Here is a 23,145-nt window from a genome sequence, read left to right as displayed (position 1 = left end):
CCTCCTGCAGGGGGCTTTTTATTGCCCACCCGCCGCCACCCCACGCTTTTTGCGCTTCTTCATGCAAAATTAGCGAGCCAAATCACCCGCTTTCACAAGCGCATCGCCCCCAAATTCATTACACTGCCAGCGATCTTTTCTACTCGGAGTGCTGTTGCTGTATGGAAATATTGATCCTGTTTGGATTGATTTTGCTTAATGGCGTCTTCGCCATGTCGGAAATCGCCATCGTCACCGCGCGCAAGGCCCGCCTCAGCAAGATGGTCAGCGAAGGGAGCCGCTCCGCCGCCATCGCCCTCAAACTGAGTGAAGATCCGACCCATTTTCTCTCCGCGGTGCAGATCGGCATCACCAGTATCGGTCTGCTCAACGGTATCTACGGCGAGTCCCTGCTGGCCCAGCCACTGGCGCTCTGGCTGCAGGAGTGGGGCATGGCCCCCAAGAGCAGCAGCCTGCTCGCCACCGTATTGGTCATCGTGGTGGTCACCTATCTCTCCATCGTCATCGGCGAGCTGGTGCCCAAGCGGCTCGGCCAGCTCAGCGCTGAACGCATCGCCTGCCTGGTGGCCCGCCCCATGATGTGGCTAGCGGCCCTCACCCGCCCCTTCGTCTGGCTGCTGTCGGCCTCCACCAAGGCCAGCCTGCGCATCCTGCGTGTCAGCCAGGACGGTGGCGCCAACGTGACCCAGGAGGAGATCCACGCCATGCTGGTGGAAGGCTCCGAGGCCGGGATCATCGAGGATCACGAGCACACCATGTTACGGAATGTGTTCCGCCTCGACGAGCGCAGCCTCTCGTCACTGATGGTGCCGCGCAGCGACATCCGTTATCTCGACCTCGCCCTGCCGCTGGAGGTGAATCTGCAGCGACTGGTGGAGTATCGCCACAGCTTCTTCCCGGTCTGTGACGGCAGCCTGTCGGAACTGGTGGGCATCATCAACGTCAGCAAGGTGCTGCACGCCTACATCAAGGGAGAGCCCATCGATCTGGCGGCGCTAACCCAGGATGGCAGCCTGCTGCCGGAGACCCTCAACGGCCTCGAGCTGCTCAACCACTTCCGTACCCACTCCGAGCACATGGTGCTGGTGGTGGACGAATATGGCGAGCTGCAGGGGTTGGTTACCCAGCAGGATCTGCTGGAGACCCTGGCCGGCGACTTCCAGCAGGAGGACGGCGACGACAACTGGGCATTCCAGCGCACCGACGGCAGCTGGCTGCTCGACGGCCTCATTCCGCTGCCTGAGCTGAAGGACTGTCTGGGACTGGTTCGGCTACCGGAAGAAGAAAAACATCACTATCACACCCTCGGAGGGCTTATCATGCTGCTCCTTGGCCGCGTTCCCCAGACCGGAGATCTGGTCACGCTGGAACAGTGGCAACTGGAAATTGTTGACATGGATGGTCTGCGCATCGACAAGGTGCTGGCCATGCCCTTGCTTGATCAACCCAGCTAACCTGCGGAGTTTGCAACTATGGAGCAGTTTTACCAACTGGCTCACGCCTTTATGCATCAGGATCTGGTGACGCTATCCGATCCCAAGATGGCCTTCATGGTCTGCGGCGTGTTATTGACGTTTCTGGTGCTGGAGAATGGCTTCATCCCCACCGCCTTTCTGCCTGGCGACAGCCTGTTGATCCTGACCGGCGTGCTTATCTATCAGGACGTGCTCTCCCTTGGGGTGATCCCGCTGCTGATCCTGGCCACCTTCGTCGGCACCTGGCTCGGCTACATGCAGGGGCGTTTCCTGGGCCACACCCAGCTCTACCACCGGCTGCTATCCCATGTGGAAGAGAAGCACCAGCAGAAGGTGTACTACCTGCTCGACAAATACGGCATCGTGACCCTGATCACTGCCCGCTACATCGCTTTCGTGCGCACCGCCTACCCCTATATCGTCGGCGCGACCGAGTTGCCTCAGGGGCGCTTTCTCATCGTCAATCTGGTCAGCTCCATCATGTGGATCTGCCCGCTGGTCGGCTTTGGCTACTTCCTGAGCCACACCAAGCTGGCGTCCGAGTATCAGTCCCAGTTCCTCAGCATCATTCTCTGCCTGCCGATCGTGCTGCTGGTCGGCGGTCTCATCGCGCTGATCTGGCGCTGGCTGAGCAAACGCAAAGCCAGTGCGCCACGGGATTGAGACAAATACACAGGGCCATCGCAAGATGGCCCTTTTTTTAGCTAAATAATGGCGATTTACCCGCTGGCACTCTTGTCAAGCGAGGGTAAAAATGAGTGAATCTAGCGCCTTTTTTTTCGACGTGAATGGAGTCGGTAGTATGCGGTGTCGGGTTAGCGCTATGGCGCTGGTTTATGCATTGGTTGGACTGCTGGGATTGCCAGCAGCATTGGCTGCCCCCAACCCGGCCAAACTGCAGCTGCAATCGAGCAGCGCGCTGGTGATGGATGTCGGTACGGGCAAGACCCTGTACCAGAAGAATGCCACCCGGGTGCGCCCCATCGCCTCGATCACCAAGCTGATGACGGCACTGGTGGTGCTGGATGCCCGTCAGGATCTCGGCCAGACCCTGACCATCGATCAGAACGACAGAGACGCCATCAAGCACACCTATTCGCGGGTACGCATGGGCACCCAGGTATCGCGCCGCGATGCCCTTCACCTGGCACTGATGTCGTCGGAGAACCGCATGGCCTCGGCCCTGGCCCGTCACTATCCCGGTGGACGCCCCGCCTTCGTGCGGGCCATGAACAACAAGGCCAAGCAGCTGGGCATGCGCAACAGCCGCTTCTATGACTCCACCGGCCTGTCGACTCGCAACGTCTCCACCGCCCAGGATCTGGCCAAGCTCATCGCCGCCGCCTATCGCCAGCCGTTGATCCGCGAGTTTACCCAGGACACCAGCAAGGACATGCGCTTTCGCACCCCTGCCTACAGCCTGATGTTCAACAACACCAACCCGCTGGTGAAGAACCCGGACTGGGACGTGCGCCTCTCCAAGACCGGCTTTACCGACGAGGCGGGCCGTTGCCTGCTGATGCGCGCCAAGCCGGACAACCGCGAGCTGGCCATAGTGCTGCTCAACTCGGTGGGCAAACGCACCCCGGTCGGCGATGCCAACCGCATTCGCAAGTGGCTGAAAAGCTGATCCCGCACCACGGGGATGAAGAAGGATGCTGCGGCATCCTTTTTTATTGCCCGCAAATCGCCTCTGCGCCCATCTGGGCCCTGCAATCACAAAGGAGGAATAAAGGTATTGCCTCAGGTAAAGCAGCCATACGCAGCAACAGGGCGAGCATGAAGGGGATAAGGAGATGGGCAATGGTTCGCGACAGGGTAGCGCGTCATGCAGGCATAGGAGCCTTCGTCACGCGGTTGTTGGCCTGAGGCCGAGACGGATGACGGCTGTCGAGCCAAACGGGAGGAGACCAAGAGCTGAGCGGTGTCAGCCCTTTCGGCGGCATGGCCATATAAAAAAACAGCCCCGACCGAGGTCGAGGCTGTCTTCTATATGGTGCGCCCGAGAGGATTCGAACCTCTGACCACCTGGTTCGTAGCCAGGTACTCTATCCAGCTGAGCTACGGGCGCTCATCAACTTTTGGTACTGCTTTCAATATGGTGCGCCCGAGAGGATTCGAACCTCTGACCACCTGGTTCGTAGCCAGGTACTCTATCCAGCTGAGCTACGGGCGCTCACAAACTTTTGTGTACTGCTTTCAATATGGTGCGCCCGAGAGGATTCGAACCTCTGACCACCTGGTTCGTAGCCAGGTACTCTATCCAGCTGAGCTACGGGCGCTCATAAACTTTTGATTTTGCTTTAAATGGTGCGCCCGAGAGGATTCGAACCTCTGACCACCTGGTTCGTAGCCAGGTACTCTATCCAGCTGAGCTACGGGCGCCCTGATTTAAAGCGATAAAAAAAGCTTACTCAACAGTAAGCCTTTTTCAGGTGTACCGGCTTGCTGATTGCCAGTACATGACTCATCGTGAGTCTAATATGGTGCGCCCGAGAGGATTCGAACCTCTGACCACCTGGTTCGTAGCCAGGTACTCTATCCAGCTGAGCTACGGGCGCAAATGGCGGAGAAGGGGGGATTCGAACCCCCGATGCGGGTATAAGCCGCATACTCCCTTAGCAGGGGAGCGCCTTCAGCCTCTCGGCCACCTCTCCGTTTGCGGGGCTGATAATACTTCACAGGGATTTTTAGTCAAACACTTTTTTGGAGAAAAAAGCGCGTTCGCTCAGCATTTGGTCAAAGCGTGGAATATTCAAGCAATATCGACACTTATCCCGCTCTTTTGCTCCCTGCAGCACGATTTTCAGCCCCCCGGAAAAACAAAAGGCGACACATGAGGTGTCGCCTTGTCACAGCCATTAACGCCGCTTAGAAGCCGGATTGGCCCGGAACTTTCTCGGCCTGGATGCGCTGGTAGATCTCTTCGCGGTGTACGGAGACCTCTTTCGGTGCGTTCACACCGATACGAACCTGATTGCCTTTTACGCCCAGTACGGTGACAGTCACTTCGTCACCAATCATCAGGGTTTCCCCTACACGACGAGTCAAAATAAGCATTCGCTTGCTCCTGTATCCTGTTTTGTATTTATATCGATATGCGACATTATCTTACAAAGATACCGATATGGTAAATGGTTGAAACTAAATCAATCAGGGATTGTTTCCCAAGGGCTGCTCATGAGGCTCCTGATCCAGCCCAAAAGCGGAGTGCAAGGCACGCACTGCCAGCTCCAGGTACTTCTCGTCAATCACCACGGATATCTTGATTTCAGAGGTGGAAATCAACTGCATGTTGATCCCCTCCTCGCCCAATACCTTGAACATGGTGCGGGCGACGCCAGGATGGTTCCACATCCCGACTCCGACGATGGAAACCTTGGCGATCTCACCGTTGCCCTGCACGCAGGCGGCCCCCAGCTCGCTGGCGGTCTCCTCCAGCAGGGCGCGCGCCCGGCGATAGTCATCGCGATTCACCGTGAAGGTGAAGTCGGCGGTCCCATCGCCCAGCGTGTTCTGCACTATCATGTCGACATCAATGTTGGCGTCGCTGATCGGATTCAGGATCTGCGCAGCCACGGTGGGCCTGTCCGGCACACCCAGAATGGTCAGGCTCGCCTCGTTGCGATTGAACGCTATCCCGGATACCAGGGGAGCTTCCATCCTCTCACCTCCATATGTGATTAAGGTTCCCTCTCCATCGACAAAGCTCGACAGCACCCGCAGCGGTACGCGGTACTTGCCCGCGAATTCCACCGAACGGATCTGCAGCACCTTGGCGCCGAGACTGGCCATCTCCAACATCTCCTCGAAGGTGATGGTATCGAGACGGCGCGCCTTGGGCTCGATGCGCGGATCCGTGGTATAGACCCCATCCACATCGGTAAAGATCTGGCATTCATCGGCCTTGATGGCCGCCGCCACGGCAACCGCCGTGGTGTCAGAACCACCGCGGCCCAGCGTCGTGATGGCATTGTGCTCGTCACGGCCCTGGAAGCCGGCGATCACCACCACCTTGCCCGCACCCAGTTCAGCCTGAACCTGCTCGGTGTCGATGTGGGTGATGCGCGCCTTGCCATAGGCGGAATCGGTATGAATGCGAACCTGATCGCCGGTCATTGAGACCGCAGGACAACCGCGTTTGTTCAACGCGATCGCCAGCAGCGCTATGGTGACCTGTTCACCGGTGGAGACCAGCACATCCATCTCGCGCCGGTTGGCATCAGGATCCAGCTGCTGGGCCATGCCCAGCAACCGGTTGGTTTCGCCCGACATGGCGGAGACCACCACCACCACGTCATGTCCCTGGGCGCGGGTCTGCTCGACCCGCTCAGCTACCGCCTCGATCCGCTCCAGCGTGCCGACCGAGGTGCCGCCGTACTTCTGTACATAGAGTGCCACAGATCACCTCGCCCTATTACAGGCGCTCTTCCAGCCAGGAGTGTACGGATTGCAGGGCTGCCGGCACCGCCTCGGGCTGGGTACCACCCGCCTGGGCCATGTCGGGACGACCGCCGCCCTTGCCACCCACCTGCTGGGCGACCAGATTGACCAGCTCACCGGCCTTGACCTTGCCGGTCAGGTCGTTGGTGACGCCCGCGATCAGGTTGACCTTGCCCTCGCCACTGGTGGCCAGCAGCACGACACCGGACTTCATCTGGTTCTTCAGTTCATCCAGCATGCCGCGCAGGGATTTCGGATCGGCTCCTTCCAGCGCTGCAACCAGCACCTTCTGACCCTTGATCTCGATGACCTGACCCAGCAGATCGTTACCGGCCTGAGCGGCCAGCTTGGCCTTGAGCTGCTCCAGCTCGCGCTCCATCATCTTGGCCTTGTCCAACACCTGGCGAATCTTGTCGGCGATGCAGAACTGGTCGCCTTTCACCAGGGCGGCAGCCTCTTCGATCTGCTCGCCGACCTGATGCATGAAGTCGATGGCGGCCTTGCCGGTCACCGCTTCGATACGGCGCACGCCGGCGGCGATGCCGCTCTCGGCGATGATCTTGAAGAAGCCGATGTCACCGGTACGCTTGGCGTGAGTACCGCCGCACAGCTCGGTGGAGTAGTCACCCATGCGCACCACGCGCACGTCGTCTTCGTATTTCTCACCAAACAGCGCCATGGCGCCGGCCGACTTGGCGGCTTCCAGGTCCATCAGCTGGGTGGTGATTTCGTGGTTGGCGCGGATCTGGTTGTTGACCAGCTCCTCGACCCGGCGAATGGTCGCCATGGTCATCCCCTCGAAGTGGGAAAAGTCAAAGCGCATGCGCTCGGCGCCCACCAGAGAGCCTTTCTGGGTCACATGATCACCCAGCGCCTGACGCAGGGCAGCGTGCAACAGGTGAGTCACTGAGTGGTTCAGGGCGATGGCCTGGCGACGCTCGCCATCGACCACGGCTTCGACCTCGGCCCCTTTCTCCAGGGTGCCCAGCTCCATGTAGCCCTTGTGGATGATCGCCTTGCCCGCTTTGACGGTATCGGTCACGGCAAAGATGCCGTCGTCCACTTTCAGGGTACCGCTGTCACCGATCTGGCCGCCGGACTCGGCGTAGAAGGGAGTCTGCTCCAGCACGATGACCGCTTCGTCACCGGCGATGAGACCGCTCACCTCGTCCACACCCTTATAGATGCCGACCACACGAGTGCGATCGCTCAGGGTCTTGTAACCGGTGAAGGGAGTCTCGAAGTCGAGCTTGAGCATCTCGTTGTAGTTCACGCCGAAGCTGGAGGCCTCTTTGGCGCGAGCACGCTGCTTCTCCATCTCGGCCTTGAAGCCCTCTTCGTCGATGCCGATCTCGCGCTCGCGCACCACGTCGGCCGTCAGGTCGGCCGGGAAGCCGTAAGTGTCATACAGCTTGAACACCACCTCGCCCGGAATGACCTTGGCGTCGCCCAGGTTGGCCAGCACGTCTTCCAGCAGCAGCAGGCCTCTGTCCAGAGTGCGGACGAACTGCTCCTCTTCGATGCGCAGCACGCGCTCGACCAGCGGCAGCTGGGCGATCAGCTCGGCGGCGACATCCTTCATCTGTGCCGCCAGCTCGGCAGCCAGTTTGTAGAAGAACACCTCGGTGGCACCCAGCTTGCGACCGTGACGCACGGCGCGGCGGATGATGCGACGCAGCACGTAGCCGCGACCTTCGTTGGACGGCATCACGCCATCTGCCACCAGGAAGGCGCAGGAGCGGATGTGGTCGGCGATGACGCGCAGGGACTGGTTGCTCAGGTCGGTGGTGCCGACAATCTCGGCCGCTTTCTTGATCAGCGCCTGGAAGATGTCGATTTCGTAGTTGGAGTGCACACCCTGCATGATGGCGGAGATACGCTCCAGACCCATGCCGGTATCCACGGACGGACGGGGCAGCGGCTCCATGGTGCCGTCAGCCTGACGGTTGAACTGCATGAACACCACGTTCCAGATCTCGATGAAACGGTCGCCATCCTCTTCCGGTGAGCCGGGACGGCCACCCCAGATGTGATCGCCGTGGTCGTAGAAGATCTCGGTGCAGGGACCGCACGGACCGGTATCGCCCATCGCCCAGAAGTTGTCTGAGGCATACGGTGCGCCCTTGTTGTCACCGATGCGCACGATGCGATCAGCCGGCACACCGACCTCTTTTTCCCAGATGTCGAAAGCTTCATCGTCAGTCGCGTAGACGGTCACCAGCAGGCGCTCTTTCGGCAGTTGCAGCACCTCGGTCAGGAAACCCCATGCAAACTTGATGGCATCCTGCTTGAAGTAGTCGCCAAAGCTGAAGTTGCCCAGCATTTCGAAGAAGGTGTGGTGACGAGCGGTATAGCCGACGTTTTCCAGATCGTTGTGCTTACCACCGGCACGCACGCAACGCTGGGAAGTCGTCGCGCGATTGTAGGCACGCTTGTCTGCGCCAAGGAACACGTCCTTGAACTGGTTCATACCCGCGTTGGTAAACAACAGGGTCGGGTCGTTATGCGGTACCAGCGAGCTGGAGGAGACAACCTGGTGCCCCTGGGAACGGAAATACTCGAGAAACGCGGCGCGAATCTCTGACGTGGACATATACATGGAAAATCCTGCTTGATTCGAATACGGACTTTTAACCGCATTAATGTAAGTTTTCTGCGGGGTAAAGTAAAACGGACAGGGCCGCCACGGGTGAAAAAGCGCGCATAAATGGGGGCTGGGAGAAAAGGGAGACAAACCGGGGCGTTTTCAGCCATGGTTCTGGCCGATGGCAGCGGAAAATCGGCCTGCTGCCGAGGAGCCTCCCACCGCGTCCGCCACCAGGATGCAAGTTGCTGAATCCACAGACACCCGAGGCAAAGGGCATGCCACCATGTCCATGGCGGCGATGGGAAAGACGAAACAGACAACCCAAGCAACAGGCATCATGCGAGATGCAGAACTGCGCCATGACAATCTTGGCTGCTGAGTGTTGGGGCTAGATGGCAAGCGCGCCACCATCATCCCTGCTGGCCATCAACAGGCTGCGACGGCTTGCAGGAGAGCAGAAACGGTGTGGTTACAGCTCGCGCTCCTGCAAGGCGCTCAACGCATAGCGTCCCTGTTCCTGGGTAAAGCCGCGCCCCAGCAGGTATTTGAGCCACTTCATCCGCAGCTTGAAATCGGCAAGGTCGGCCACGTTGGCTCGCCGCTCCAACAGCGCCAGGGCCAGTTCAAACCAGTCCAGCTCCGGTTGCTCGAAGGCGACGTCAATCTGGTTGTCATCCAGTCCCTTGCGGCGCAGCTCGAAACGGATCTTGATGGGACCATGCCCCTTGGCCGCCCCGGCTCTTACCGCCATGGCGCCATAGCGCTCGTCGTTGACCCAGTTATAACCCCGGCAATAATCGACAACCGCCTCGATCACCCCTTCCTGATAGCCCTGCTGGCGCAGCCGTCTGGCCAGCTCGGACTCGGCGCTTTCGCGGCGAGCAAGACTGCGCATGGCAAAGGCGCGGGCCGCCGCCAGTTGCTCTTCAAAAGTGAGTTCGACCGGTTTGTCAGCAGATTCATCAACCATAAATAACAAGGCCGGGTATCAACCCGGCCTTCCTTTGTTCCTTATTCGAACTCTTGTTCGCTTTCGGCATCGAACTCTTCTGCCTCAACCGGCGCAGCCTTGTCATCGACAGGTACGGCACCGGAGAGCAGCAGCTCGCGCAGACGGGCTTCCACTTCACCAGCCATCGCCTTGTTCTCGGCGAACAGCTTCATGACGTTGGCCTTGCCCTGACCGATCTTCTCGCCGTTGTAGCTGTACCAGGCACCGGCCTTGTCGATCAGCTTGTGCTTGACGCCCAGATCCACCAGCTCGCCCTCTTTGGAGATACCAGCGCCATAGAAAATCTGGAACTCGGCCTGCTTGAAGGGCGGGGCCACCTTGTTCTTGACCACTTTGACGCGGGTCTCGTTACCGACCACTTCGTCACCTTCCTTGATGGCACCGATGCGACGGATATCCAGACGCACGGAGGCGTAGAACTTGAGGGCGTTACCACCCGTGGTGGTCTCCGGGCTGCCGAACATGACGCCGATCTTCATCCGGATCTGGTTGATGAAGATACACAGGCAGTTGGCGTTCTTGATGTTGGCGGTCAGTTTACGCAGCGCCTGGGACATCAGACGGGCCTGCAGGCCGACGTGGGAATCCCCCATTTCGCCTTCGATTTCCGCTTTCGGGGTCAGGGCCGCCACAGAGTCGACGATGATGACGTCAACGGCGTTGGAGCGCACCAGCATGTCGCAGATTTCCAGCGCCTGTTCACCGGTATCCGGCTGGGAGATCAGCAGGTCGTCGACGTTGACGCCCAGCTTGGCGGCATAGATGGGATCCAGCGCGTGCTCCGCATCGACGAAGGCACAGGTCTTGCCCTTCTTCTGTGCTTCGGCGATCACCTGCAGGGTCAGCGTGGTTTTACCGGAAGATTCCGGGCCATAGATCTCGACGATACGACCGCACGGCAAACCACCGATGCCCAGCGCCACATCCAGCGAGAGAGAACCGGTAGAGATGGCTTCGATATCCATGGTCTTGCTGTCGCCCAGACGCATGATGGAGCCTTTGCCAAACTGCTTTTCGATCTGACCCAGCGCAGCCGCCAGTGCCTTCTGTTTGTTCTGATCCATGCCAATCTCCGCTGGAAATCGTGAGTAAAAATGAAGTTGAGCTAAGTATACTGTCTATTCATACAGTATCAAGCCCAATTTATCTGAGCAGGGCCAACAGACCCGACAAGGCCTGTCTCACCGCCTGCTGGCGCACCTGCCGGCGATCCCCGTCGAAACGGGCCAACAGGGAGTGATGACGGCCGGAGCGGTCCGCCCAGGCAAACCAGACGGTGCCGACCGGTTTGCCCGGTGTCGCACCGCCGGGGCCGGCGATGCCGCTGATGGCAACACTGATGGCGGCAGAGGAGTGCGCCAGCGCACCGCGGGCCATCTCCAGCACCACGGTTTCGCTCACCGCGCCGTGCTGCTCAAGGCTCTCGCCGCTCACCCCCAGCATCTGCTGCTTGGCTTCGTTGGTGTAGGTGACAAAACCGCGATCGAACCAGCCTGAGCTGCCCGCGATGTCGGTGATGGCCGTCGCCACCCCGCCACCGGTACAGGATTCGGCGGTCGCCGCCAGCCAACCGCGCTGACCGAGGGCCTTACCCAGCTCGATGGCAAGGTGCTCTATCTCTGCATCCAGTTTCATCACGGCTCCTGCTGATTCGTTGAAGAGGCACATTATGCGATCCCGTCACTGTCGCCCGCAACCGCCGGGCAGCCCCCCACCGACATCGATGTGCAGCACCAAGACCCGCTCAGCCAGAGACAACCCCGGAACCCGACCTCCCCCGCCGCCCTGCTTATGTGTAGAATGGCGCCATCAAGTTCAAGGCTCATCACCGCAGACACTGGCCCGCAGAGGCCCCTTCTGGAATCGCACATGACCGCACAACACCAATCTACCGGCACCGCGCCAGGTGCCAATCTCAGCGCCCACACGCCCATGATGCAGCAGTATCTGACCCTCAAGGCCGAGAACCCGGAGATCCTGCTGTTCTACCGGATGGGCGACTTCTACGAGCTGTTCTACGACGATGCCCGCAAGGCCTCCCAGCTGCTCGACATCTCCCTGACCAAGCGTGGCCAGTCGGCCGGCAGCCCCATCCCGATGGCGGGGGTGCCCTATCACGCCATCGAGGGGTATCTGGCCAAGCTGGTGCAGCTCGGCGAGTCCGCCGCCATCTGCGAGCAGGTGGGGGATCCCGCCACCAGCAAGGGGCCGGTGGAGCGCAAGGTCATTCGCATCATCACCCCGGGCACCGTCTCCGACGAGGCGCTGCTCAGCGAGCGGCAGGACAACCTGATCGCCGCCGTCTACCACGATGGCCGCCGCTTCGGCTACGGCACCATGGACATCGGCTCCGGCCGCTTCTTCATCAACCAGTTCGAGAAAGAAGAGACCCTGCTGGCGGAGCTGCAGCGCACCAATCCGGCGGAGCTGCTCTACCCCGAATCCTTCGCCTTCCTGCACCATGTCGAGGGTCGCCGCGGTCTGCGCCGCCGCCCGGAGTGGGAGTTCGAGCTCGGTACCGCCCGCAAGCTGTTGTGCCAGCAGTTCGGCACCCAGGATCTGGTGGGCTTCGGCGTCGAGCAGAGCGAGACCGCCCTGTGCGCCGCCGGCTGCCTCATGCAATACGTGAAAGACACCCAGCGCACCGCCCTGCCCCACATTCGCAGCGTGCGCCTCGAGCAGCCCGATCATGCGGTCATCATGGATGCGGCCACCCGCCGCAATCTGGAGCTGACCCAGAATCTGGCCGGCGGCCACGACAACACCCTCTCCGCCGTACTGGATTGCACCGCCACTCCCATGGGCAGCCGCTTGCTCAAGCGCTGGATCCATCAGCCGATCCGCGATCGGGTGATCCTCAAAGGCCGCCAGAGCACCATCAAGGAGCTCATCGAGCAGAACCTCTATGACGAGCTGGGCGGCTTGCTGCGTCAGGTCGGCGATGTGGAGCGGGTGCTGGCGCGCCTGGCACTGCGCTCGGCCCGCCCGCGCGATCTCACCCGGCTGCGGCAGGCCTTCGCCCAATTGCCCGAATTGCAGCGCCTGCTGGCGGAGAGCGAACACGAGGCGGTGCAGCAGCTGCGCGAACGCGCCAGCACCTTCCCCGAACTGCTGGACCTGCTGGAGCGCGCCGTGATGGAGGTGCCGCCGGTGCTGATCCGCGATGGCGGCGTCATCCGTGACGGCTTCAACCAGGAGCTGGACGAGCTGCGGGATCTGGCCAACGGTGCCACCGCCAGTCTGGCCCGCATCGAGGAGCGCGAGCGGCTGCTGACCGGCATCAACACCCTCAAGGTGGGCTACAACAAGGTGCACGGCTTCTACATCGAGGTGAGCCGTGCCAACAGCCACCTGGTGCCGGCCCACTACATCCGCCGCCAGACCCTCAAGAACAACGAACGCTACATCATCGACGAGCTTAAAAAGTACGAGGACAAGGTGCTCACCGCCCAGGCCCAGGCGCTGGCGCTGGAAAAACGCCTCTACGAAGAGCTGCTCGATGCTCTGCTGCCGCACCTCGGTGATCTGCAGGAGTCCGCCGCCGCGCTGGCGGAGCTGGACGTGCTGGCCAACCTGGCCGAGCGGGCCGAGACCCTGGACTACCGCTGCCCGACGCTCATCGACGAGGATCAGATCCTGATCGAGGCGGGCCGCCATCCGGTAGTGGAGCAGGTGATGACCGACCCCTTCATCGCCAACCCGATCCGGCTTGAGCGGGAGCGGCGGATGCTGATCATCACCGGCCCCAACATGGGCGGTAAATCCACCTACATGCGCCAGACCGCGCTGATCGTGCTGCTGGCCCACATCGGCGCCTTCGTGCCGGCCGACAGCGCTCGCATTGGTCCCATCGACCGTATCTTCACCCGCATCGGGGCGTCGGATGATCTCGCCTCCGGCCGATCCACCTTTATGGTGGAGATGACCGAGACCGCCAACATCCTCAACAACGCCACCGCCCGCAGCCTGGTGCTGATGGACGAGATAGGTCGCGGCACCAGCACCTACGACGGCCTCTCGCTGGCGTGGGCCTGCGCCGAACAGCTGGCGAGCAAGATCGGTGCCTACACCCTGTTCGCCACCCACTACTTCGAGCTGACCCGTCTGCCGGAGCTGATGGACGGGCTGGCCAACGTCCACCTCGATGCGGTGGAGCACGGCGACACCATCGCCTTTATGCACGCGGTGCAGGAGGGGGCAGCCAGCCGCTCCTACGGGCTGCAGGTGGCGGCGCTGGCGGGAGTGCCGAAATCGGTGATCCAGCAGGCCCGTCACAAACTGCACGAGCTGGAAAGCGCCACCCCGGTGGCCGCTGGCGAATCTCGCCCGGTCCCGGTGGCCATGGCGCCCCAGAGCCATCCGGTAGTCGATGAGCTGGAAGCGGTGCGCCCGGACGAGCTCACCCCACGGCAGGCGCTGGATCTGCTCTATCGCCTCAAACAGATGCTGTGACCAGCGGCAGCTGATCAGCCATGAAAAAGGGGAACCGCGAGGTTCCCCTTTTGTTTAGCTGCTTGATGGCGGCCGCAACAGGATGAAGCAACGTCAGGCCGGCCCGATCCGCTCCAGCAGGCTCATGTGGGTTGAACCGTCGTGGCGCTTGAGCTTTTGCCGGTATTCGAACTGATGCTGGCTCTCCTGCTTGAGGCCCAGCATCAGCGAGTAGCACATGGCCAGCATGATCACCGAGAAGGGCAGCGCCGCTATGATGCTGGCGGCCTGCAGGGCGGCCAGCCCGCCGGAGACCAGCAGGATGGCGGCCACCAGCCCCTGGCCCAGCCCCCAGATGGCACGGTGCAGCACGGGAGGATCCTGATCGCCGATGGAGAGCAGGGTCGTGATCACCAGGGTGCCCGAGTCGCTGGAGGTGATGAAGTAGGTACAGATCAGCAGGGTCAGCACCCCCTTGGCGATCCAGCCGAAGGTCTCCCAATGCAGCAGTTCCACCGTCTGGTAGAGCGCCAGGGTCACGTCCTGATTGACCGCGGCCACCACGCCGCCACCGCCGAACAGCTCCAGATTCATGGCGGTACCGCCGAACACGGTGAGCCAGAACATGCCGAGCAGCGAGGGCACCAGCAGCACGCCGAGCACGAATTCGCGGATGGTACGCCCCTTGGAGATACGGGCGATGAACATGCCGACAAAAGGCGCCCACGCAATCCACCAGCCCCAGTAGAAGGCGGTCCAGCTCGACTGCCAGGCCGAGGTGCCGTTGGCCTCGGTGTTGGTCCAGAAGCTCAGCTTGACGATGTTTTGCAGGTAGTCACCGATGTTCTGCACATAGGCGTTGAGGATGTAGGTGGTCGGCCCCAGCACCAGAAAGAGGCTCAGCACGAACACGCTCAACCAGATATTGAGCTCGGAGAGCAGCTTGACCCCCCGCCCGACCCCGGAGACCGCCGACAGGGTGGCGATCAGGCTGATGCCGCCGATGAGCCAGAGCTGGTTCGCTTGCGATACTTCCATGCCGAACATCTGGTTGAGACCGGTATTCATCTGGGAGACCCCCAGGCCAAGGGAGGTGGCCACCCCGAACACGGTACCGAACACCGCCAGCACGTCGGCGGCGTGGCCCCAGAAGCCGTAGATGCGATCGCCGAGCAGCGGATAGAGCACGGAGCGGATGGCCAGCGGCAGCTTGCGCCGATAACTGAAGAAGGCGAGCGACAGGCCGACGATCACGTAGATGGCCCAGGGGTGCAGGCCCCAGTGGAAGAAGGTGAGGCGCATGGCGATCTGGGCCGCCTCCGGGGTCATCCCTTCGGTGATGAAGGGGTTGCCCTGCAGGTGGTTCATCGGCTCGGCGATGCTCCAGAACACCAAGCCTATGCCCATGCCGGCGCTGAACAGCATGGCAAACCAGGCGAAGTAGCCGAACTCCGGTACCTGGTCGTCGTCACCCAGCCGGATGCTGCCAAAGCGGCTGAACATCAGGTAGACAGCGAAGAACAGGAACAGGGCGACCACCAGAATGTAGTACCACTTGAACCCGGCAATGATCTGATCCTTGGCGCCGACAAACCAGCTGGCGGCCGTTTCGGGGACGAACACCCCGAACAGCAGGAACAGGGTGATGACGGTGAGCGCCGTCATGGCCATGGTCGGGTTGAGGCCTTTGAATAGCCCTTTGCTTGCTCTCATCTGGCCTCCTTAGTCGTTGTTGAAAAAGTCTTCACCCACGTGATCGCCGGCACCGCCGATGGCGCGGTAGACCAGCTTGCCGGCCGTCTGCACCCGGTGGTCCACCAGGCTGACCGAAGGCTGGCCATTCACCGCATGACGCTTGCCGAGGAAGATGGCCATGGGCACGCCCAGGTTGGAGATGCCGCTGGTGATCCAGAGCCGGTTGAAGTCGTAAGAGCCGCCGATGAACTCCAGCTGGGCCAGACCGGTATCAAGGCCGGTCAGATAGAAGTTCATCGCGCTCTCGTCCGGGAAGAGGTGCACCAGCACATAGGCGTAACGCAATTCATTCACCAACTCCTTTAGGTTGAAAGAACCGGTCTCACTGCAGGAGAGAGGCAGCTCACCATCGTAGTGGTGCACCTTGAGGTTGTTGGGGTCTTCGTCATAGGCAGGCTGGTAACGCACGAAAGCCGAGGTGTCAGGCAGCTCATAACGCACTCTGACCACCCGAAGGTCGGCCGCCAGCGACTTGATGTCCAGTTCGTCACTCATCATCTTGCTCCTCAAAGGTCGGGTCAAAATTCGGAAAATGCCCGCTAACCTAACACAAAAATGATTAGAGCAGAAATCATTACAGTAAAAACCATATTGACCTTGTGACGAATTAGGCGGAGAATTTTGCGCCTCTCAACAGCCCCTCGACGATTCGTTCCCCATGGAAAAACATGATGAAGTGCTGGTCGCCCTGCGCCAGATAATTCGTGCCATCGACATGCACTCCAAGCGCTTGATCAAGGAGGCCGGCCTGACCTCGCCCCAGCTCTTGCTGCTCAAGGGGATCGACGAGCTGGGCCAGATCTCCATGCGCCAACTGGCGGATCACACCAACATGAGCCAGGCCACCGCCACCACCATCATGGACCGCCTCGAGAGCCGCCAGCTGGTGCAGCGCATCCGCAGCGAAACCGACAAGCGCAAGGTGCATGCGACGCTGACTGACGCAGGCCGTGCCCTGCTGGCCCAGGCGCCCACCCCGCTGCAGGAGCGCTTCATCCAGCGCTTTCAGGCACTTGAGGTCTGGGAACAGACCCTGTTGCTCTCTTCCCTGCAGCGCATCTCGGCCATGATGAATGCCGACGAGATAGATGCGGCCCCGGTGCTGAGCGTCCGGCCCCTCACCGAAGAGCGGGCATAAAAAAAGCTCCCGAACGGGAGCTTTTTTTATGGGCCGGGAAGAGTGCGCTCACTCTTCCAGACTGATGCCGATATTGGAGACACCATCCTGGGCGGCAAAGGCCTTGACGGCCAGAATACGGTCGCTGTCGCGCTCATGGGCAACCCGCTTGAGCAGCTCGACCTGGAACTCCAGCTCGGCTTCCATGTATTCGTGTTCGTAGAGCTCCTCGTCGGTGAGGTCGCGCTCTTCCAGCATCTCGATGAAACCGGCCACGGTACCGACCGACGCATGGCTGGCATCGTTGGCCTCTTCACCCACCCGGCAGATCACCGAGTTGTAGGCACAGCCCAGCGCCACGCAGGCATCCAGCGCCGGATAGGCACCGTAGGACTCGAATTTGCCAGGTTCGGGAATATAGACTTCAAACGCCTCCAGGATCGCCCCCAGATTGACGCGGGATCCCTTCACCGTCAGGTAATTCCACATCTGATCCAGGGCGTGGCGAAATGCCTTCGCATCCCCGAAACCGGAGGCCTGGGAAAACAGCGCATAGTTGGGGTACATGCGCTCTGCCAGCGCCAGGGTGTAGACGGTCTGTTGCCAAGGCTGTAGCTCGGCCAGTCGCTTATAAAACTTGTCACCAAACACTGGAGTCGGATCCTTTGCAAAATGTGGGGCAGATTGTAGCCCACGAGGGGCCGCGCGAAAACGAAAAAGCGGCCTGGTCGGCTATGTTGGCCGGTCAACTCGGGTAAGATGAGGACAGAGCGGCCTCTCTCCCGCGCCGCAAATCTGATAAGGAACAAGAGTATGAGTCAACGTACCCTTCTTTTGCTCAGCCAGGACAATGCTCACTACGAGCGCCTGCTCAAGGCGGCCCACCTCCCCCATTTGCGCATTCTGCGGGCCGACAACCAGGGCGAGGCCGAAAAATTGATCGGCGAAGCCCACATCCTGATGGCAGAGCCGGCGCGAGCCAAGCCGCTGCTGGCCAAGGCCGGCAAGCTCAGCTGGCTGCAGTCCACCTACGCCGGGGTCGACGTGCTGCTGGATGCCAGCTGCCGCCGCGACTATCAGCTCACCAACGTGCGCGGCATCTTCGGTCCGCTGATGAGCGAATACGTGTTTGGCCATCTGCTCAGCCTGATGCGCCAGCTGCCACTCTATCGGGAGCAACAGAAGCAGCGGCTGTGGCAAAGCCACCCCTATCACGGTCTCAAGGGACGCACCTTGCTGATCTTGGGTACCGGCAGCATAGGCCAGCACATTGCCCACACCGGCAAGCACTTCGGCATGAAGGTGCTTGGCATCAGCCGCAGCGGCCGCGAGCGGGCCGGTTTCGATCAGGTGTATCAGCTGCCGGCCCTCAACAAGGTGCTGGCGCAGGCCGACGTCATCGTCAGCGTCCTGCCCGCCACCCGTGAGACGCATCACCTCTTCACCGCTCCCCGTTTCGAACACTGCAAACCGGGCGCCATCCTGTTCAACGTGGGGCGCGGCAACGCCATCCACGAAGGTGACCTGCTCACGGCGCTGCGCACCGGCAAGCTGGGCATGGCAGTGCTGGACGTGTTCGCACAGGAGCCGCTGCCCGCCGACAGCCCGCTCTGGGGCCAGCCCAACCTCATCATCACGCCGCACAACAGCGCCTACAGCTTCCCCGAGGATGTGGCCCAGATCTTCGTGCGCAACTACATCCGCTTCATCGACGGCCAACCGCTGGACGGCAAGATAGACTTCGACAAGGGCTATTGATGGCCATCAGCCAATAAAAAGGCCCCGCCAGAGTGGCGGGGCCTTTTTATGTCGGCGAGAGAGGCATCAACCGGCCTCCATCTCCTTGCGATAGCTCTTCACCTTGGCGAGGAACTGGCGCTTCTCCTTGCCGGAGAGCGGTTCAGCCATCGGCAGCTTGACCTTCATGGCATCGACCGGACGATTGTTGATCCGCACTTCGTAGTGCAGGTGGGCACCGGTGGAACGACCTGTGTTGCCGGAGAGCGCAATCTTGTCACCCATCTTCACCTTCTGGCCCGGCTTGACCAGCAGCTTGCTCAGGTGCAGGTAACGGGTCATCAGGGTACGACCGTGCTTGATCACCACATAGGTGCCGGCCAGCGGGTGGCTGGTCGCCTTCAGCACCACACCGTCGCCGGTTGCCATCACGGGGGTACCGACCGGCAGGGCAAAGTCGGTACCCTCGTGGGGACGCACCTGGCCGGTGATCGGGTGACGTCGGTTCGGGTTGAAGCTGGAGCTGACCCGGTAGCGGCTGTGGGTCGGATAACGGCGGAAGCCGCGCTCCAGGCTGTTGCCCTGGCCATCGTAGTAGTTGCCATCTTCAGACAACCAGGCAGACACGCTCTGGCCCTGGCTGAACACTTCCACCCCCAGCAACTGGGTATTGCCGGTGCTCTTGCCCTCGACCGTCTCCTGGCGCACCAGCACCTTGAACTTGTCGCCCTTTTTCAGATCCTTGGCGAAGTTGAGCCGCCACTGGAACAGGTTGGCAATCTTCTGGATGTGGTTGGCCGGGATCCCCGCATTGCGAGCACTGACGTAAAAGCTGCCGTTGATGACCCCGTCATACCCTTTCTTCTGCCACTCCACCTCTTCATTGAGCATGTTGGCGCTGTAGGTGTCGTCGGTGCGCTCCAGGATCAGGGTCTGCTTGATGTTCAGACGAATCTTCATCTGCTGCAGTATGTTGTCCTGATCAATCAGCAGCTCGATGGTTTGACCGGGCTTGAGACGTGCCAGATTGTTCTTGGTATCGGCATCCAGCACCTTGTAGAGGGTGGTGGTGGAGAGACCCAGGTTGTTGAAGATGGTGGTCAGGTTTTCGCCGTTTCGTACCCGATAATCCTGCCACTGGGGGGTGGCATCGGTCGGGATGTCATCTTCCGGGGTCGCGGCTTCCACCAGCTCGTGATCCGGGATGTCGTTGAAGTCCGTATTGTCTTCGTTGGTTGCGGTGCCGTTGGTGGCGATCGGCAACTCCAGACGCAATGGCCGCTCCAGGATGTCACCCGGCGCTGGCAATATGGCTACCGCTGACAGCGTCATGGCGGTCAGCAATAGCATGGCGTAAAAGTGTTTGCGGGGAACCGGGGGTTCCCAATTGGCGGCCTGCGCTACCAAGGGACGGAGACGTTTCATCCGCTATCCTGTCATTAGATCTAAGGGTGTTAGTGGTCAGTTTGTTTGTTATGAAACCGTATAAAACTGATTGTTTGACCTAAATACTCACAATTAGTTCATAGCAATCTGCATGAACCTCACATTTTATGCATAACATTCCTTTATGGGCAGAAATGATCGTCTTTTTTAACCATTTTTTTCCTATTTTTAAGAGCCGGGTCCGCTCGCATCAGACCCAAGGTTTCAGCATGTTGCGATAACTTTTCCATGGAGTGGATATGTCGTTAGCGAAACTGTTAAATCGAATCATCCTGATCTTGTTCCTGGCCGGGGCCATCCTGCTGTTCATGCTGGAGGTCACCACGGTACGCCAGTCCATCCTCGATCAGATGTCTGCCAATCTGGAAACCGCCATCACGGCCCTCGGCCTGGTGCTGCAGGGCACCCTGCTCAACGATGACAAGGTACTGGCCGAAACCATCGTCAACGCCATGTTCGACGGCGGCTTCGTCAGTGCGGTCACCTTGCTGGATCCCGATGGCCAGGTGTTGTTTCAGAAGGTCTTCCACACGGCGCAGCAAAACGTGCCGACCTGGCTTCCCTCTGTTATCGACATGCCGCCGGTAAAAATTGAGCAGGAGCTGACCGATGGCTGGCGCATGCTGGGCACCCTCACCCTGGAAGGGCACACGGGTTATGCCTACCAGCACCTGTGGAATGCCATCAGCCGTACCGGTACGGCGCTGCTGGCCGGTCTGCTGGTATTCACCCTGGTGATCTCCTGGGTCTGCAACCGGCTGCTGCGCCCGCTCGAGCAGATCAACCAGCAGTTGGTGAAGATCCGCAAGCGCCAGTTCAGCGGCAATCTGGCCTCCCCCTGGCTGCAGGATCTCAAGGAGCTGGTGGCCTCGGTCAACCAGCTGGTGTCCGAACGAAAACGGGATCTGCTGCAACAGCGGCTCAAGATAAGCCAGCTCAGCAAACAGGTCGCCATATCAAATCAGCCGCTGCAAACCCTGACTGAGGCGGGCGAAGGCCTGCTGCAGCAACATTTCTTCTCGACCCAGGGCAGCATTCGCCTCTACAGCCGTCTCATTCCAGAGGTCACCCCCTCGCTGGACAGCTCGCCGGACGAGATCCGGCACCTGCTCGATCTCTGGTTGCACCACACGGTCGAGGGACTGCAACTTCCGCTCAGCCTGCTCGGCCACGCTGACTGGACGCAATTTTCCCCCTTGCTTGCCAAGGGCAGAGGCAAGACCCTCGACTGGCGCTGGGATCAGGAACATGTGCCGCCCCTTGCCCAGGAGCGGCTGGCCGCCTTGCAGGAACAGGGCGTGGAGATGGCTTTCAGCGCCATCCCGATGACCAACGAGACCTTCAATCAGCTAGACCCCATCAACCCTGTCTTCATCAGCTGCCAGCCGACCCAGGCCCCGCTCTACTGGAATCTGGTAGCCCAGTGCCTGCACAGCGCGGGCTACACCCTGCTGGCGGAGGCCGGCGACATTCAGGATATCGGTACCCTGCGCAACTGGGGCATCGATGGCTACGCCAGCAAGGAGGCATGATGAACAAGACCGGATTGTTGCTCGCTCTGCTGTGCCCACTGCCGCTGCTGGCCGACACTATGACCATCGCCACCGGCGGTGAGCAGGGGATCTATCACCAGATCGCCAAAGAGTTCTGCCGGCTGGCCAACAAGAGCGATGCCGGATTGCAGTGCAAGCTGCAGGCGACCTCGGGCTCCATCGAAAATTTGCGCCAGCTGAAAAGTGGCGAGACCCGCTATGCGCTGGTGCAGTCGGACTGGCTTTATCAGGCCAGTCACGGCCTGGGTCCGTATGCCAGTCAGCCGCAGCCAGAGCTCAGAGCCATCTTCGCCACCCACGCCGAACCTTTCACTATCGTGGTGAGGGCCGACGGCGATATCACCAGCCTGGAGCAGCTCAAGCTGGCCCCCATCGACATGGGGCTCAAGAGCTCAGGCACCCGCCAGACGGCGCTCGCCCTGTTCAACGTGCTGGGCACCAAGGAGCAGGATCTTGATCTCAAGAGCGTGGCCAATCTGGCCGAGTCGCTCTGCAGCAAGCAGATCGATGCCTATGGCCTGGTGATGGGTCACCCCAACCGCATCGTGCTGGATACAGCCAAACGCTGCGCCGTGCGTTTTCTGCCGATCGAGGGGGCGACCCGAGATCAACTGCTCAAGGGGGTGAAGTATTACCAGCGCAGCCAGGTGCCTGCGCGCATCTATCCGGGCAACCTCAAGGCGACGCCGACCTTTGCCATCGCAGCCACCCTGGTGACCACCGCCAGCACGCCGGAGGCCGATGTTTACCGCCTGACCAAGGCCATGCTGACCCAGCAAACCAAGTTCAATGAGCAGACCTACGGCTACGCCAACCTGTTCCACCAGGCACGCAATAAGACCGGCCCGGTACTGAGCATCGATCAGCATCCGGGCGCGGCCAAATATTTCGAGGAGTTGAAAACCGCGGGCAAGCTATAGCTCGCGGCGGGGGGAGCGCAGTTGCTCGCTGGAGAACCGGGTCTTCATCGACGTCCACTGTGCCAACCTGTCGGCACTGCCTGCCAGCGTCCCTTCACGGCGGGACTTCATGATCCAGATGCTTTTGGCATCAAAGCTGTAAACGGGGATAAGGTCAGTTCGCTTGCTGCCGGGCAGGATCCGGCTGTTGATGTTGTCGAGTACCATTGGATCCGACTTGGGGGTCGCGAAGTAGAGCGTCACCATGTGGAACTGGTTGTAACGTACCGCCTTGACGTAGGCCAGCCGCAGCTTCTTCTCATCCACCCCCAGCTCCATCAGGGTGTAGTACTTGGAGATGCTGTAATCCTCGCAGTCGCCACCGCGGGCGCCGATAAACTCCAGCGGATTGGCCCAATAATCCGTTTCTCCCCACAACCTGGGATCATCGCTATAGGTCAGGTTGTTGAAGTAGTTGTTCACCAGCTCGATCTTCTGCTGATCCGTGGTGCCGGCCCTAGGCGTGAGCAGACGAGAGAATGCCTCGGCCCGCTGAATGGCACGACCACCATACACTTCCTGCAATTTTGCCCGCAACTCGGGGCTGGCGATGTATTCGGAGAGGCGGGATGCCTGCACGCTGGCACAGCATAGTGCCAACGTGCAGGTGGGAACGAGCAGCCATTTCAT

At 60.5% G+C, this 23,145-nt stretch carries 19 protein-coding genes and 6 tRNA genes; 8 read left to right on the top strand and 17 right to left on the bottom strand.

Going from position 1 to position 23,145, the window contains the following annotated elements; translation table 11 throughout:
• Nucleotides 1-161: 161 nt before the first annotated feature.
• From ACPW75_RS24210 to pbpG, 3 genes are all read left to right on the top strand, one after another.
• On the top strand, nucleotides 162-1,454 hold the full coding sequence (locus tag ACPW75_RS24210) for a hemolysin family protein (RefSeq protein ID WP_029302168.1): 1,293 nt from the start codon (nucleotides 162-164) through the stop codon (nucleotides 1,452-1,454).
• 18 nt (nucleotides 1,455-1,472) lie between these two features.
• On the top strand, nucleotides 1,473-2,138 hold the full coding sequence (locus tag ACPW75_RS24205; protein WP_016352045.1) for a DedA family protein: 666 nt from the start codon (nucleotides 1,473-1,475) through the stop codon (nucleotides 2,136-2,138).
• A 139-nt stretch (nucleotides 2,139-2,277) separates the two neighbouring features.
• Nucleotides 2,278-3,105 carry a D-alanyl-D-alanine endopeptidase gene (pbpG, locus tag ACPW75_RS24200; RefSeq protein WP_011707427.1) on the top strand — a complete coding sequence of 276 codons (828 nt, stop codon included), beginning with the start codon at nucleotides 2,278-2,280 and terminating at the stop codon, nucleotides 3,103-3,105.
• A 364-nt stretch (nucleotides 3,106-3,469) separates the two neighbouring features.
• Here the strand turns inward: pbpG and ACPW75_RS24195 are convergent.
• The 12 genes from ACPW75_RS24195 to pncC all read right to left on the bottom strand — a co-directional run bounded on the left by ACPW75_RS24195 (nucleotide 3,470) and on the right by pncC (nucleotide 11,152).
• A tRNA-Arg gene (locus ACPW75_RS24195) sits at nucleotides 3,470-3,546 on the bottom strand.
• A gap of 28 nt (nucleotides 3,547-3,574) precedes the next feature.
• Nucleotides 3,575-3,651, bottom strand: a tRNA-Arg gene (locus ACPW75_RS24190).
• Between the two features lie 29 nt (nucleotides 3,652-3,680).
• Nucleotides 3,681-3,757: transfer RNA gene (locus tag ACPW75_RS24185), tRNA-Arg, on the bottom strand.
• Nucleotides 3,758-3,783: 26 nt separating this feature from the next.
• Nucleotides 3,784-3,860 (bottom strand) — tRNA-Arg (locus ACPW75_RS24180).
• Nucleotides 3,861-3,959: 99 nt separating this feature from the next.
• Nucleotides 3,960-4,036, bottom strand: a tRNA-Arg gene (locus ACPW75_RS24175).
• A 3-nt stretch (nucleotides 4,037-4,039) separates the two neighbouring features.
• A tRNA-Ser gene (locus tag ACPW75_RS24170) sits at nucleotides 4,040-4,132 on the bottom strand.
• Nucleotides 4,133-4,346: 214 nt separating this feature from the next.
• Nucleotides 4,347-4,535, bottom strand: a complete 189-nt coding sequence (gene csrA / locus ACPW75_RS24165) for a carbon storage regulator CsrA (RefSeq protein ID WP_005305164.1) — start codon at nucleotides 4,533-4,535, stop codon at nucleotides 4,347-4,349.
• 93 nt (nucleotides 4,536-4,628) lie between these two features.
• Nucleotides 4,629-5,876 carry an aspartate kinase gene (locus tag ACPW75_RS24160; RefSeq protein ID WP_011707428.1) on the bottom strand — a complete coding sequence of 416 codons (1,248 nt, stop codon included), beginning with the start codon at nucleotides 5,874-5,876 and terminating at the stop codon, nucleotides 4,629-4,631.
• A gap of 16 nt (nucleotides 5,877-5,892) precedes the next feature.
• On the bottom strand, nucleotides 5,893-8,517 hold the full coding sequence (gene alaS / locus ACPW75_RS24155) for an alanine--tRNA ligase (protein WP_016352047.1): 2,625 nt from the start codon (nucleotides 8,515-8,517) through the stop codon (nucleotides 5,893-5,895).
• 457 nt (nucleotides 8,518-8,974) lie between these two features.
• Nucleotides 8,975-9,475 (bottom strand): regulatory protein RecX, encoded by a 501-nt coding sequence (locus ACPW75_RS24150; protein WP_077095156.1) that lies wholly within the window; start codon nucleotides 9,473-9,475, stop codon nucleotides 8,975-8,977.
• A gap of 41 nt (nucleotides 9,476-9,516) precedes the next feature.
• The gene (gene recA, locus ACPW75_RS24145; protein ID WP_011707431.1) at nucleotides 9,517-10,581 is read right to left on the bottom strand and encodes a recombinase RecA; all 1,065 of its coding nucleotides are present in this window, start codon (nucleotides 10,579-10,581) and stop codon (nucleotides 9,517-9,519) included.
• A 79-nt stretch (nucleotides 10,582-10,660) separates the two neighbouring features.
• The gene (gene pncC, locus ACPW75_RS24140) at nucleotides 10,661-11,152 is read right to left on the bottom strand and encodes a nicotinamide-nucleotide amidase (protein WP_077095157.1); all 492 of its coding nucleotides are present in this window, start codon (nucleotides 11,150-11,152) and stop codon (nucleotides 10,661-10,663) included.
• Nucleotides 11,153-11,386: 234 nt separating this feature from the next.
• Here pncC and mutS point away from each other — a divergent pair, with 234 nt between their 5' ends.
• A complete protein-coding gene (gene mutS, locus ACPW75_RS24135) occupies nucleotides 11,387-13,969 on the top strand; it encodes a DNA mismatch repair protein MutS (protein WP_077095158.1) in 2,583 nt (860 codons plus the stop codon).
• A gap of 93 nt (nucleotides 13,970-14,062) precedes the next feature.
• On the opposite strand, the gene ACPW75_RS24130 is transcribed toward mutS, so the two are convergent.
• Complete coding sequence (locus ACPW75_RS24130; protein WP_077095159.1) at nucleotides 14,063-15,661, bottom strand: BCCT family transporter; 1,599 nt, start codon at nucleotides 15,659-15,661, stop codon at nucleotides 14,063-14,065.
• Between the two features lie 9 nt (nucleotides 15,662-15,670).
• The gene (locus tag ACPW75_RS24125) at nucleotides 15,671-16,198 is read right to left on the bottom strand and encodes a hypothetical protein (RefSeq protein ID WP_011707435.1); all 528 of its coding nucleotides are present in this window, start codon (nucleotides 16,196-16,198) and stop codon (nucleotides 15,671-15,673) included.
• A gap of 163 nt (nucleotides 16,199-16,361) precedes the next feature.
• On the opposite strand from ACPW75_RS24125, the gene ACPW75_RS24120 reads away from it, so the two are divergent.
• Nucleotides 16,362-16,841 (top strand): MarR family winged helix-turn-helix transcriptional regulator, encoded by a 480-nt coding sequence (locus ACPW75_RS24120; RefSeq protein WP_011707436.1) that lies wholly within the window; start codon nucleotides 16,362-16,364, stop codon nucleotides 16,839-16,841.
• 48 nt (nucleotides 16,842-16,889) lie between these two features.
• On the opposite strand, the gene ACPW75_RS24115 is transcribed toward ACPW75_RS24120, so the two are convergent.
• A complete protein-coding gene (locus ACPW75_RS24115; protein WP_077095160.1) occupies nucleotides 16,890-17,471 on the bottom strand; it encodes a YjaG family protein in 582 nt (193 codons plus the stop codon).
• A 162-nt stretch (nucleotides 17,472-17,633) separates the two neighbouring features.
• On the opposite strand from ACPW75_RS24115, the gene ACPW75_RS24110 reads away from it, so the two are divergent.
• Nucleotides 17,634-18,578 carry a D-2-hydroxyacid dehydrogenase gene (locus ACPW75_RS24110; RefSeq protein WP_017411249.1) on the top strand — a complete coding sequence of 315 codons (945 nt, stop codon included), beginning with the start codon at nucleotides 17,634-17,636 and terminating at the stop codon, nucleotides 18,576-18,578.
• Nucleotides 18,579-18,644: 66 nt separating this feature from the next.
• Here ACPW75_RS24110 and mepM read toward each other — a convergent pair whose 3' ends face one another.
• A complete protein-coding gene (gene mepM / locus ACPW75_RS24105) occupies nucleotides 18,645-19,982 on the bottom strand; it encodes a murein DD-endopeptidase MepM (protein WP_016352056.1) in 1,338 nt (445 codons plus the stop codon).
• 260 nt (nucleotides 19,983-20,242) lie between these two features.
• On the opposite strand from mepM, the gene ACPW75_RS24100 reads away from it, so the two are divergent.
• Nucleotides 20,243-21,535 carry a LapD/MoxY N-terminal periplasmic domain-containing protein gene (locus tag ACPW75_RS24100; protein WP_077095161.1) on the top strand — a complete coding sequence of 431 codons (1,293 nt, stop codon included), beginning with the start codon at nucleotides 20,243-20,245 and terminating at the stop codon, nucleotides 21,533-21,535.
• Nucleotides 21,535-22,476: a TAXI family TRAP transporter solute-binding subunit gene (locus tag ACPW75_RS24095; protein WP_077095162.1), complete on the top strand. Its 942-nt coding sequence runs from the start codon at nucleotides 21,535-21,537 to the stop codon at nucleotides 22,474-22,476. Before ACPW75_RS24100 ends, ACPW75_RS24095 begins: the two co-directional genes overlap by 1 nt.
• Here ACPW75_RS24095 and ACPW75_RS24090 read toward each other — a convergent pair.
• Nucleotides 22,471-23,145: a transglutaminase-like cysteine peptidase gene (locus ACPW75_RS24090; protein WP_077095163.1), complete on the bottom strand. Its 675-nt coding sequence runs from the start codon at nucleotides 23,143-23,145 to the stop codon at nucleotides 22,471-22,473. The two genes, ACPW75_RS24095 and ACPW75_RS24090, sit on opposite strands and share 6 nt — an antisense overlap.

Source organism: Aeromonas sp. FL131, assembly GCF_049860615.1.
Taxonomy (GTDB): domain Bacteria; phylum Pseudomonadota; class Gammaproteobacteria; order Enterobacterales; family Aeromonadaceae; genus Aeromonas; species Aeromonas hydrophila.
The sequence above is the reverse complement of the archived record's forward strand: the minus strand, read 5'-3'. Positions and strand labels throughout refer to the sequence as shown.